Origin of the sequence: Citrobacter sp. Colony219 (genome assembly GCF_019382635.1) — a bacterium.
Classification (GTDB): domain Bacteria; phylum Pseudomonadota; class Gammaproteobacteria; order Enterobacterales; family Enterobacteriaceae; genus Citrobacter; species Citrobacter youngae.
In genome coordinates, this window is the sequence record NZ_CP080033.1 from 4,367,332 (window position 1) to 4,380,128 (window position 12,797).

Annotated in this window: 9 protein-coding genes; all 9 read right to left on the bottom strand. The window is 48.4% G+C overall.

Annotated elements, in window-relative coordinates; all coding sequences use genetic code 11:
* Nucleotides 1-22: 22 nt before the first annotated feature.
* Entirely contained in the window at nucleotides 23-418 is a 396-nt protein-coding gene (locus tag JTI85_RS19280) for an enamine/imine deaminase (RefSeq protein ID WP_048213355.1), read from the bottom strand.
* Between the two features lie 13 nt (nucleotides 419-431).
* Nucleotides 432-2,726 carry a formate C-acetyltransferase gene (gene pflB / locus JTI85_RS19285; RefSeq protein WP_048213356.1) on the bottom strand — a complete coding sequence of 765 codons (2,295 nt, stop codon included), beginning with the start codon at nucleotides 2,724-2,726 and terminating at the stop codon, nucleotides 432-434.
* Between the two features lie 28 nt (nucleotides 2,727-2,754).
* Nucleotides 2,755-3,963: a propionate kinase gene (gene tdcD / locus JTI85_RS19290; RefSeq protein WP_115642798.1), complete on the bottom strand. Its 1,209-nt coding sequence runs from the start codon at nucleotides 3,961-3,963 to the stop codon at nucleotides 2,755-2,757.
* A gap of 31 nt (nucleotides 3,964-3,994) precedes the next feature.
* On the bottom strand, nucleotides 3,995-5,326 hold the full coding sequence (tdcC, locus tag JTI85_RS19295; RefSeq protein WP_005131699.1) for a threonine/serine transporter TdcC: 1,332 nt from the start codon (nucleotides 5,324-5,326) through the stop codon (nucleotides 3,995-3,997).
* 22 nt (nucleotides 5,327-5,348) lie between these two features.
* Entirely contained in the window at nucleotides 5,349-6,338 is a 990-nt protein-coding gene (tdcB, locus tag JTI85_RS19300) for a bifunctional threonine ammonia-lyase/L-serine ammonia-lyase TdcB (RefSeq protein WP_048213358.1), read from the bottom strand.
* Nucleotides 6,339-6,436: 98 nt separating this feature from the next.
* Nucleotides 6,437-7,375 (bottom strand): transcriptional regulator TdcA, encoded by a 939-nt coding sequence (gene tdcA / locus JTI85_RS19305; RefSeq protein ID WP_048213359.1) that lies wholly within the window; start codon nucleotides 7,373-7,375, stop codon nucleotides 6,437-6,439.
* A gap of 674 nt (nucleotides 7,376-8,049) precedes the next feature.
* A complete protein-coding gene (locus JTI85_RS19310; protein ID WP_201442674.1) occupies nucleotides 8,050-9,888 on the bottom strand; it encodes an ATP phosphoribosyltransferase regulatory subunit in 1,839 nt (612 codons plus the stop codon).
* A 148-nt stretch (nucleotides 9,889-10,036) separates the two neighbouring features.
* A complete protein-coding gene (gene hisS / locus JTI85_RS19315) occupies nucleotides 10,037-11,305 on the bottom strand; it encodes a histidine--tRNA ligase (RefSeq protein WP_048213361.1) in 1,269 nt (422 codons plus the stop codon).
* On the bottom strand, nucleotides 11,302-12,684 hold the full coding sequence (locus tag JTI85_RS19320; RefSeq protein WP_048213362.1) for an amino acid permease: 1,383 nt from the start codon (nucleotides 12,682-12,684) through the stop codon (nucleotides 11,302-11,304). The genes hisS and JTI85_RS19320 overlap by 4 nt, the downstream gene beginning before the upstream one ends.
* Between the last annotated feature and the right edge of the window lie 113 nt (nucleotides 12,685-12,797).

Genomic DNA, 12,797 nt, shown 5'->3' on the forward strand with positions numbered 1-12,797 from the left:
CCTGAGATCGCCCCGCAAGGGATTACAGCATGTCGCCACGTACGGCGATGGCTTCAATCTCCAGCTTCACATCCTTCGGTAAGCGGGCGACCTGCACGCAGCTGCGCGTAGGGTAGATTGCCTTGTGCTCATCAAAGAACTGCTGGTACACTTGGTTAATGGTGGCGAAGTCGTTCAGGTCGGAAACGAAAACGGTGGTCTTCACGATATCGCTCACTTTCAAACCTGCAGACTCGACGATCGCTTTCACGTTTTCCAGGCTTTGACGCGCCTGATCGGCTACGTTTTCAGCCACTTCACCGGTCTGTGGACACACCGGGATTTGACCTGACGTCAATACCATGCTGCCCAGATCCACACCCTGTACGTAAGGCCCAATCGCCCCTGGCGCACATTCGGTTGCAATAACTTTTCTCATAGTCCCTCCGGCGTCAGAGCGCCTGGGTGAAAGTACGTGAAATAACATCCTGCTGCTGTTCGCGGGTCAGCGCGTTGAAGCGCACCGCATAGCCAGACACGCGGATCGTCAGGTTCGGATAGTTTTCCGGGTGCTCAATGGCATCCATCAACATTTCACGGTTCATGACGTTAACGTTCAGATGCTGCCCGCCTTCCACATGCGCTTCATGATGGAAGTAACCGTCCAGCAGACCGACCAGGTTGGTTTTACGTACGCTGTCCTCTTTGCCCAGCGCTGCCGGCACAATGGAGAAGGTGTACGAGATACCGTCTTTGGCATAGGTAAACGGCAGTTTGGCGACCGAGGTTAACGACGCCACCGCACCTTTACGATCGCGGCCATGCATCGGGTTCGCCCCTGGCGCAAACGGCGTACCTGCGCGACGTCCGTCCGGCGTGTTACCGGTTTTCTGTCCGTACACTACGTTGGAAGTGATGGTCAGGATGGACTGCGTCGGCACCGCGTTACGGTAAGTTGGCAACACCTTAATTTTCTTCATAAAGCGTTCGACCAGGTCGCAGGCAATGCTGTCCACGCGCTCGTCGTTGTTGCCGTATTGCGGATAGTCGCCTTCGATTTCGAAATCAATTGCCAGGCCGTTTTCATCGCGAATCGGTTTCACGCGGGCGTACTTAATAGCCGACAGAGAATCCGCCGCTACGGACAGACCCGCCATGCCGCAGGCCATCGTGCGATAGACATCACGATCGTGCAGCGCCATCAGCGAAGCTTCGTAGCTGTACTTGTCGTGCATGTAGTGGATGATGTTCAGCGCGCTGATGTACTGCACGGCCAGCCAGTCCATAAAGTGGTCCAGGCTCTCCATCACCGTGTCGTAGTCCAGCACGTCATCCATCAGCGGTGCCGTTTTCGGCCCGACCTGGATTTTCAGCTTCTCATCCACACCGCCGTTGATTGCGTACAGCAACGTTTTGGCGAGGTTGGCACGCGCCCCGAAGAACTGCATTTGTTTGCCGATAACCATCGGGCTGACGCAGCAGGCAATGGCATAGTCATCGCTGTCAAAGTCGGCACGCATCAAATCGTCGTTTTCGTACTGTAAAGACGAGGTGATGATCGACACCTGGGCGGCATATTTTTTGAAGGCAATCGGTAGCTGTTCAGACCACAGCACCGTCAGGTTCGGCTCAGGTGCCGGGCCCATAGTGTGCAGCGTATGCAGGTAGCGGAACGAGTTTTTCGTCACCAGCGTGCGGCCATCCAGCCCCATACCGCCGATAACTTCGGTCGCCCAGATAGGGTCGCCTGAGAACAGGGTGTCGAATTCCGGCGTACGCAGGAAGCGTACCATACGGATCTTCATAATGAAGTGGTCGATCAGCTCCTGCGCCTGCTGCTCGTCTAAAATTCCCGCTTTGAAATCACGCTCAATGTAGATGTCGAGGAACGATGCGGTGCGACCCAGCGACATCGCGCCGCCGTTCTGCGATTTCACCGCAGCCAGATAAGCAAAGTACACCCACTGCACCGCTTCCTGCGCATTACGCGCCGGGCGGGAGATATCGCAGCCATACTTCGCCGCCATTTCCTGCATTTGCAGCAGGGCGCGGCGATGTTCAGACAGCTCTTCACGCAGGCGAATCGTGGCTTCAAGATTCTGCCCCCACTCCAGGTTCGACTGGAGATCGGCAAACTGCAGTTCACGCTCGCGCACCAGGTAGCGGATACCGTACAGCGCGACGCGGCGATAGTCACCGATGATACGGCCACGACCATAGCCGTCCGGCAGACCGGTCAGCACGCCGGATTTACGGCAGCGCAGCATATCCGGAGAGTAGGCGTCGAATACACCCTGGTTATGGGTTTTACGCAGTTCAGTAAACTGGTACTCAAAATCAGCATCCATTTCACGGCCATAAGCATCAAAAGAGCTTTTGATCATGTTGATGCCGCCAAACGGATGCAGAGCACGCTTGAGTGGCTTATCCGTTTGCAGACCGACGATTTTTTCCAGTTCCTGTTCAATATAACCCGCATCGTGTGCGGTAATTGTCGTCGCAATATTGGTATCAAAATCAACCGGCGCATGCGTCGAGTTTTCAATACGGATGCCCGCCATGACTTTTTCCCACAATGCTGTGGTCGCAGGCGTGGCTTCGGCGAGGAAAGATTCATCCCCTTCATAAGGTGTATAGTTGTGCTGAATAAAATCACGGACATTAATTTCTTCTTTCCAGTCCGTACCTTTAAAGCCATTCCAGGCTTCGGCATACAGCATATCGCTGGTATCGATATTTACCTTCATGAAAAATAATCTCTCTGCTGAAAATTAATTATGCAAATTCTACTGGTGTATTAATTTTGCCTAACGCAATGGCATCACGCGCAATCATTTTCTCTTCATTCGTGGGAATAACCGCACAAATAACATGAGCATCTTTATTGGAGATAATTCTTTCGCCATGGGAATTTGGCAGACTATTCATTTCACTATCGATATTCACACCTAAAACAGCAAGGTGCTCAATCACCAGGCGGCGAATTAATACCGAGTTTTCACCTATTCCACCAGTGAAAATAATCCCATCAAGACGATGCAGCGATGCGGCATGCCCGGCGATATGACGCGCGATGCGATGCACAAACGTTTTAATCGCCAGTTGCGCACGCTCATGTCCCTCGTGCCAGGCTTTTTCCAGCGTACGTAAGTCGGACGACAAACCGGAAATACCCAGCAGGCCAGATTCCTTATTCACTACGCGTTCAAGGTCGCTTAGCGTCTGGTTGGTTTCACTGGCGATCCACGCCATCGCACCGAAGTCCACATCACCGCTGCGTGTCCCCATCATCAGGCCTTCCAGCGGCGTCATCCCCATCGAGGTATCCACGCTCTGTCCATTACGCACCGCACAGATAGACGCCCCATTCCCGAGGTGAGCCACAACCAGGCCAGAATCATCATGCGGTAGCTCAAGCAGCTCATGCGCACGTTGAGAAACATAGCGATGCGACGTGCCGTGGAAGCCGTAACGACGAACACCCAGCTCCTCAAAATATTTCCACGGTAAACCGTACATATACGCTTCAGGCGCCATTGTCTGATGGAAGCTGGTATCAAATACCGCAACCTGCTGCACGCCTGGGAAAAGATGCTGAGCAGATTCGATTCCGCTTAAGTTCGCATAATTATGTAACGGTGCTAAAGGAGAGACCCGGCGGATATTTTCGATAACTTCATCAGTAATAATGGCTGATTCGGTAAAGATATTTCCGCCGTGGGCAATGCGGTGGCCAATTAAGGCCACGCTGTCCATTAAATTACGTTTCTCCAGTTCAACGGCAATGGCTTTTAATGCGTCTTCGTAGCTGTGGTGAGCCAGCTTAGCTGGCTCTCCTCCATTAATTGCTATGAACGCATTTTCAGAGTTAATACCGTCTGCAATTCCCGCCAGTAAAACTTCACAGTTTGCTGCATCCAGCACTGAGAATTTAATGGAAGATGAACCACAGTTAATAACCAGTACTACCGGAAACTCATTCATTTCACTACTCCGCTCATCCTGAGCTTATGGATTAAAACAGTTTGTAGACAATGTTCAGGATGGTCAGCAGACCAATCGCGGTAACAAACACGTTATCCAGACGGCCACGGTATTTCGCCAGTGACGGCGCTTTACGGATGGCATACATCGGCAGCAGGCAGAGCAGTGAGGCGATAATCGGCGCGCCCATTGCTTCAATCAGGTCCAGGATGTTCGGGTTGGCGTAAGCCACAACCCAGGTGGAGCCCATGATGAAGATCATGCTGATGGTGTTCAGTTTGCCGACGGAAACTTTCGTTTTATCGCCTTTGTAACCAAACTTCAGCACCAGACCGTTCAGACCTTCCAGCGTACCCAGATAGTGGCCGAAGAAAGATTTGAAGATAGCGACCAGGGCAATGATAGAAGCACCGTACTCCAGAACGGTCGCGAAGGTGGACTTCGTACCGGACAGTGACGCGAAGTGGTTCGCCAGGTAAGACAATACTGGAATGTTCTGTGCTTTCGCATCCGCCATATTTGCCGGAGACAGCGTAAACAGGCAGCTAAAGGCGAAGAACATAACCACGGCAACCATCAGCATACTGGCGCGGGAGATGATTTTGGAACATTTCTGCTCGGTAAATTCGCGACCGAAATCTTTCTCATACTCTTCGCGTTTAGAGACCACGAAGGAAGAAACGATTGGCGAGAAGTTGAAAGAGAACACCATGATGGAAATACCCAGCCATACGGTAACCAGGATGCCGTCATGGCCAGTCAGTGCGATATTGCTGAGATCAACCTGATCGATAACCGCAGAGTTCCAGTAAGGAATCAGTGACAGAGAGATTAGCACCAGGCTGGCGATAAACGGCCATACCAGGTAGCTCATCACTTTAACCATCAGATCTTTACCGAACCAGATGACGAATGCCATCAACAGCAGCAGGAACAGTGCCACGAAGCCACGGTTTAACGCGGGCATCTGCAGCTGGTTTTCCCAGAAGGTCATAAAGGTGTTGGTAATGGTGACGCCATAAATCCACAGCAGCGGACAAATCGCAAAGAAGTAGAGGAACGTGATAACCACGCCGCCCGTTTTACCAAAGTGCTCTTCAACCGTTTCTGTGATGTTACCGGAAGGATTAGAACCGGAAAGACACAGGCGTGCCAGCGCACGGTGGCAATAGAAGGCGATGGGGTATGCTAACACCAGCATGATCAGAATGGGGATCAGTCCGCCAAAACCTGCGCGGATAGGGAAGAACAGCACCCCTGCGCCGATGGCTGTACCAAATAAACCCAGTGTCCAGGTGGTGTCCGATTTGCGCCAGGACGACTGTTTTGTCTGGCTGGATACAATGCTATCAGTAGTACTCATATCCTATCCTCAACGAAGTATATTAAGCGTCAACTAAACCAGTAATTTGAGATACACGAGAAAGGTCGATATTACCGCCAGAAATAATGCTGACTGTTTTTCTGTTCTGGATATAGCTATCTAATTTCCCGCTTAATAATGCTGCGCATGCCAGCGCACCGGCACCTTCAGTCACAACTTTATTTCGCTGAATTAATGCCACCATGCTGTTGCGAATTTCATCTTCGCTGACCAGGACAATGTCATCCACCAACTCACGAACAATTTCATACGTTAAAGTACCCGGGCGAGAGACGTCACAACCATCCGCCAGGGTGCCGGTCGTTCGGTGCGTGGTTATTTCTCCAGCGTGGAAAGATGCCGCCATGCCGTGAACGTTTTCAGACTGCACACCAATAATTCTAATTGTTGGGTTGATAGATTTAATTGCTACGGCAATACCCGCAATCAGTCCGCCACCGCCAATTGGTACAATCACGTTATCGACATCGTACAGATCTTCTAAAATTTCCAGGCCAATCGTTCCCTGGCCCGCAATAACTTTCGGGTCATCGTATGGCGGAATAAAGATACGGCCTTCCGTTTCCACAATCTCGCTGACCTTCGCGATGGTGTCGTTGAAGTTGTCGCCGTGCAGCACAACTTCTGCGGAATAATCGCAGGTTGCCGCCACTTTAGACTTCGGCGCGCCTTTTGGCATCACCACTTTGCCGTCGATGCCGAGCATAGCGCAGGAGAGAGAAACGCCTTGCGCATGGTTACCTGCAGAGCAAGCCACCACACCCTTCATTCTTTCTGCTTCAGTTAAGGAACTGAGCTTGTTAAAAGCGCCACGGATTTTAAATGAACCGGTACGCTGCATGTTTTCAAACTTGAGGAAAATTTCCCCTTTGCAACGTTCACTAAAATAGTTAGAGCGAGGCATTCCCGTTTTATAAATTTTCCCCGCCAGTCTTTTTTTCGCTTCGAGGATATCTTCAATTGCAACTGGGAGATCGTATGTAATGTGCATTAGAACCTCTTACCTGGGTATTAAAGTAAATAGATAGCCGTGACCAACGTCTGATATAGACCGATGGCGTTAATTTCTCATTAAAACAAGTTCAATCTTTAATCAATTTCAATTAATTGCTTTCGCCTACAAGAATTATATGATGAATATTCTTTGGCTAATTCAACCAAAATAGATGCTGCTTTTTTTATTCGATAATTTTTAGACCAAACGGCGGCATAACGTGCAACCGGTAAGGCTTCTTCTACCGGGATAGTAATAAACTGGTCTGAACCAAATGGGGCGGTCATATCACAGGGAATTACTGTTAAGAAATCAGCATTGAGAACAAGATTATAAATCGTGACAACGGAGTCTGTTTTAACGATGTTTTCACTGCTGATGCCATTATTTTGTAACGTGGTGAGAAGTTCGCTGTAGTAACCCATATTCGTTTGTGGCAACACCCACTGTTCGTTTTTCAACGCGCTCAGCGAGGTGATGCCGGTGCATGTTCGGGACTTACTGGCCACCAGAATAAACTCTGACTCAAAAAGCGGCTCAACATGGAGGTCCTGCAGTTTCATCTCATCACTTAGCGTACCAATGGCGAAATCCAGACGCCCATCGCGTACCGCAGGTAAGAAAGAGGAGAGCTGAGCCTCATACATGGAAACCTGCGCTTTCGGGAACACCTCTTTAAATTTTTTTATCATGCCGGACATGATGGTAAAGGCGATCAGTGAAGGGAAGCCAAACGACACATCAACGACCGCGTTGCTAGTCATGCTGTTCATCTCATCAACCATGTTTTTCATTTCGCGGGTAATGGATTCAGACCATGAAAGCATCACCTGACCTGCCTGGGTCAGTGTCACACCGGTATTTTTACGTACGACTAACTCAATGCCAAAATAAGCCTCAACATCGTTAATGATTTTGCTGACAGCGGGTTGAGTTAAACCTAATTCTTTTGCAGCCGAGCCGATAGAACCACTTCTAATGACTTCCTGAAAGACCACTAAATGCTGTGTTTTAGGGAGAGTAATAGTATTCATATCGACCTGCGTTAATTACTTTGTTGACGGCAGGAAGTGTACCAAATTAAGCAATCGAGGATATGTGCGACCACTCACAAATCCCCTTCACTTACATTTTGTAAGATTATTATTAAACAATAAAACTCTTTATAATCAAGAAATTATAAAAACACGATCTCACTTTAACCTGACTTTAATCAAAAAAAGATGGGGGGATAACGGAATTTTATGGCAATAACACACCTGTTTTTCCCGCTATTTCCAAAAATCGTGAAAGGCTATATTTCAATCAATTACAGAGCAATTATCCGGCAAAATGATGCTTAAATTTAATAAGCAACTTATCAAATTTAATTATATTTTAATTGTAACCATGAATAAATAACGCCATGCATCACATTTTTTCGCCTTATTTGTTTGTAAAGAAACATTGCATTTATTAATACTTAAACCAAATCATACATAAAATTATCATATGCAACATTATATTAACACTGGTTTTGTACGATTTATCAGCGAGTAATTTTGTGATGGCGATCGATTGCGTTCATTTATTCTCGAGAAAAACGTATCGCACAGCGTTTTGTGTTGGTTGTCACAAAACGGGAAATATCCACCAGTACCTTTTACCAGATAAAGAACGTTATCCCCTTCAATAAAGGGAATGCCACTTCTCATTGCGAGCCACCGGGTTACATCATTAACGCCATACTTAAATGCGCTGTCACTTCATGAAGGGGGATTTGCACCCAGCAATGGTTTTCTTCATCACAAAAAGTGACCTCATTGTCGCTGCCGTCTATAAGCAAAATAAAACGTGCTCCCTGGCGTTGCGCGTTCTTCTGCCGGGTCGATAAGCGTAGCGTGGAGCAGTCATTGACAATGCTCAAATGCGGGAAATTACGCCTGAGCCGGCGGCCAAGTAGTATTGCCTGATCCCGTGCCCTTTCCTGGCTGGGTATGATGACAACATCGACATGCTTAGCATAATCGCTGCTTTTTTTCGTAGCGGTAAGCAACTGCATAATCGGTTCCAGCATGAAAGCGAAGCCGCATGCAGAGACAGGATGCCCAATTAGCCGACTGGCGCTATTGTCGTAACGCCCGCCCCGACACAGTAATTTATTGTGATGCAACGAATCCGCATACCATTCAAAAAGCTGGTCGTTATAGTCATTTACGGGGAAGAGATTTTTATCGTGGGTAAAAGGGATATTCAGTGCAGTCAGTGAGTCGCAAAGGTGCGTAAAACGCTGACGGGATTGTAATGACAGGCATGCTTCAAGTTGCGGCGCCTTTTCTGCCAGGCGCAGCATCAAATTATCTTTATCACTCAGTAAGCGCTCAGGATGTTGCTCCAGGCAAGCTAACTGCCTGGCATTAAGCAGTGATGCCAGCGGCTGATAGTATTGCTGCAAGTGACGGCGAAATTGAGTGAACTCTTCGACATTGCCTAATGTATTGATTTTGAGTTCGACAAACGGCAACAGTTGTAGCGATTTGAAAAAATCGTACTGTAAGGAAATGAGTTCAATCTCAATGCCAATATCTGGATAGCCAAACGCTTCCACGCCCAATTGATGAAATTGGCTGATGTTCTGCTGGTTCTGACGGCGGAACATTGCCCCCAGATACCATAATCGTGTGCCAATTTGTAAATTCTGATATTGCGATAAAAGCCGTAGACAGCCCATCGTTCCATCACCGCGAAATAACGCCTGATGATTAAGCATTAGCTCATCACTTTCACCGGAAAAAGACCTCGTAGCGTTTTCTTCCAGCCTTTCAAGAAGCGGCATGCGGATCTCCTTGTAGCAATACTGCTGCAATAAATACTCCGCTTTTTTTTCCAGCCACTCCCAGTCCGCGGCGGGGTTCTGGTAATGCTTACGTGGACGACCACTTTTTCGTGGCCGCAGATTCCGCTGATATTTTTCTTCCAGCGACTGAGAGTAAGGTGTCGTTGCCAGTAGGCAGTTTTGCGCCAGTGATGACTCAATACGCGTAATGACTGCCGGAACAATCATCCCCAGGCAAAAGCGCTGGTAGGCACCGGAACGCTGCGCCGCATTTTCTCCGAGGCGCAGGTACTCTTCATGGGGAGTGATCCGCACTTCGGGGGAATCAGCAAAACTATGATGCGGAGTTTCATCCACGCAATGGCATTCAACGTATTTTTTTGTCAGTAAGAAATAGGCGTTGGGTTCGACGGGGCAGCAATTGTATCGACTATCCCAAAGCGTGCCATGGCGTTGGTGACGGTGGTTGAAGTAGTGGGTGTAACCTTTGGCGATATATTGCATAAAACGCCCGAGGCATTCTTTATCAGGAGCGGACAGAAATAAAAATATTTTCTTTGATGAAAGTGAATACGCATGTAATCTTACCGCATAGATACTCATTGCAGTATCGACGCATTGATAAAAATACTGGTAATCTTCTTCACCTTTAAAAATAGTTTCATCATTATGCCCGCACAATTGCACGAGGTGAGGAATTCCATCGATAAATAATCGTTTTTTTCGTGGCATAGGAATAATGTTTAAATAATATTTAAGTTGGCTAAATAGTGTTTTTTATTAGTGCATAAGCCACGTCTGTTAATATATTCGGATTTCTAGAGAATCTTACAGGAGCTACCAAAAGACAACAAGATGCCCTTTTGATAGCCCAGTTCACTTATTTCTGGTTAAGCTCATCAAGTCGTAATGCAATATCTTGAATCGCTAGTAAATTTTGCTGGTTATTTTGTAAATCCCAAAGACGAATTTGTTGATCAGCATTAATGGTCAGAATAAAACGACAACCGCTCTTAAGGGCATTTTGATGCTGTCGTTTAAGTTTGGTACCGCTACAATCAGTGAGGACACGCAAACCAGGCAAGTCTCGACGAAGCGCGCAAGCCAGCACTTGCACCTGTATGCCCCCATCCTCCAGCTCGCTGGTAATCACAACGTCAGGATGGAATTGCCACTGAGGATTCAGACCATCATAAACAGTCTGCAGCAAAAGCAACAATCGTTCGATACCTATGGCAAACCCACAGGCGGGCAATTTCTTACCATTAAATAACTCAGCCAGACCATCATAACGACCACCACCGCAGACTGTCCCCTGAGAACCTAAGTCATCGGTAATCCATTCAAAAACAGTGCGTGAATAGTAATCCAACCCGCGCACCAAGCGTGGGTTAATGTGATAGGTTATATCGGCATTGTCGAGCAGAGTCCGCAACGTATTGAAATGCCGCTGTGAATCATCCTCCAGAAAATCCAGTAAACGAGGTGCGTTCTCTATCATTTCTTGCATTTCAGGGTTTTTACTATCGAGGATACGCAGAGGGTTTACGTCCAGACGCTTGATGCTGTCTTCGTCCAACAAGTCTCTATGTTGAGTAAACCAACTCACCAGTTCCCTGCGATGTGCCTGGCGTTCTTCCGGCGTCCCTAATGAGTTAATTTCCAGCCGGACGTTCTGTGATATGCCTAAATCTTCAAATAGATCGCGCACCATAAAGATCAGTTCAGCATCAACATCGGCACCAGACATTCCGAAGGCTTCGACGCCAAACTGCGTGAACTGGCGTAACCGCCCTTTTTGCGGACGCTCGTAACGAAACATCGGTCCCTGATACCACAAACGCTGTGACTTGTTGTAACACATGTTATTTTCCAGGACCGCACGCATACATCCGCTGGTCCCTTCCGGACGCAAGGTAATATGCTCACCGCTTTTATCGGTAAAATCGTACATTTCTTTTGAGACGATATCGGTCGCTTCACCCACCGCACGTTCAAAGAGCGCAACGGGCTCCAGGAGCGGCAGACGCATTTCCTGGTATCCATAACGAAACGCCATTTGATGAAATTTACGCTCCAGCCACTGCCACATTGGTGTTTCGTCAGGCAGCACATCGCGCATACCTCGTATAGCCTGAATTTTGCTCATGACAACTCCTTGCTTAATAAAGAAAAAGATTGTTCAGTCAAATTGTGCTGCGGGACACCCTTGTTCAGACGATGGCGCCGGGCAACATAAAGAAGGTAAAGAGGGATGGTGATCATCTGTAAAATAATGCCCCATACCACGGTAGAGGCACTCTCTGTCATTAGCGCCAGTGCAATAAAGCTCAACGCAACCAGGCTGAGGCAGCAATAACTCCAGAAACTGGCATCACCTCCCCGGCGATGAACAACTATCATGACCGGCAGTGATACTGCAGCAAATGCATAGGGGAGTAAGCTGGCAGAGATGGCCAATGTAATCACGCTCTGGAACTGGTTCTGCAGATTTGGCGACAATGTGAATAGCAGGAGCGCAGTCATCAGCGCTGCAGTAAAAATCAACCCACACCAGGGAACACCATGGCGGTTAGTACGGGCAAAAAAAGCAGGGAGTAAATTATCTTCCGCCGCAGCCCTGGGCACTTCAGTTTGCAGGATTTGCCAACCAGGCATCGCCCCGAGGCAAGCGATAACGACCATGGCTGAAATAATCGCCCCAACCGTACTTCCCCACATTGCTTTTGCGCTGTCGGCAAAAGGAGAGGAGGAGTTCATCAGCACATCATGGGGGAGTAGCCCCATCATGACATTGGTTGAACTGGCATAACATAACCCAGCGAGCCCCAACCCTAACAAGGTGGCCAGAGGTATTGTGCGGCGTGGGTTTTTCACTTGGCTAAACGAGACCGATGCAGATTCAATGCCCAGAAAACCCCATAATGAGATAGTTGCCGCGTTAATGATTGCCTGATGATCACTGACGCCACTAAGATTCCAGGCTGCCTGATAACGCGCAACGTCAAAATGTCCCCAGCCCATGACGCCGATGCTGAGGATCACCAGCACCATGCAGCTGCCCGTGAACATTTGCATATAGCCAACCCGTTTCGCTCCACGTAATCCCCAAAGAACAGAGCACCAAAGCAGCACTATGCATGCTGTCGTACCATAAAGTGGGTTGTGTAATACCGGGAAGAAGAAAGAGAGATATCCCACGCCGGCTAACAGCAGCGCGCAGTTGCCAATCCACGTTGACAACCAATAGAACAATGTCATTTGTAGGCCGATAAAGGGGCCAAAGCTGGCAGTAATACTGGCTATGATGCCGCCATTGCGCGGAAATAACTCACTCATTTTGCAGAAAATGAGTGCCAGGGCAGCAATCGCTAAAAACGCGAGTCCCCATCCCCAGACAGAGATTGAACCTATTCTCGCAAGCGTGGCAGGCAGCATAAACACACCGCTACCCATCATATTTGATGCTGTCATCATGGTCAGCGCAAGCAGACCCATTTGGTTTGTCTTCGCGCAACATTTATCCATGCCAGTCCTCATTTAATAGATCATAGTGAGATGAACGGGACTCCTCCCGCGCATGTCCAGGGCCAAAGTTTGTCGTTACAACCCATCGGTAAAGCGTTAATCTCGTTGAAGGC

Excerpts from the sequence above, each read along its gene's own strand:
- JTI85_RS19280 (WP_048213355.1), bottom strand. The coding sequence starts at position 418 with ATGAGAAAAGTTATTGCAACCGAATGTGCGCCAGGGGCGATTGGGCCT.
- pflB (WP_048213356.1), bottom strand. The coding sequence starts at position 2,726 with ATGAAGGTAAATATCGATACCAGCGATATGCTGTATGCCGAAGCCTGG.
- tdcD (WP_115642798.1), bottom strand. The coding sequence starts at position 3,963 with ATGAATGAGTTTCCGGTAGTACTGGTTATTAACTGTGGTTCATCTTCC.
- tdcC (WP_005131699.1), bottom strand. The coding sequence starts at position 5,326 with ATGAGTACTACTGATAGCATTGTATCCAGCCAGACAAAACAGTCGTCC.
- tdcB (WP_048213358.1), bottom strand. The coding sequence starts at position 6,338 with ATGCACATTACATACGATCTCCCAGTTGCAATTGAAGATATCCTCGAA.
- tdcA (WP_048213359.1), bottom strand. The coding sequence starts at position 7,375 with ATGAATACTATTACTCTCCCTAAAACACAGCATTTAGTGGTCTTTCAG.
- JTI85_RS19310 (WP_201442674.1), bottom strand. The coding sequence starts at position 9,888 with ATGCCACGAAAAAAACGATTATTTATCGATGGAATTCCTCACCTCGTG.
- hisS (WP_048213361.1), bottom strand. The coding sequence starts at position 11,305 with ATGAGCAAAATTCAGGCTATACGAGGTATGCGCGATGTGCTGCCTGAC.
- JTI85_RS19320 (WP_048213362.1), bottom strand. The coding sequence starts at position 12,684 with ATGGATAAATGTTGCGCGAAGACAAACCAAATGGGTCTGCTTGCGCTG.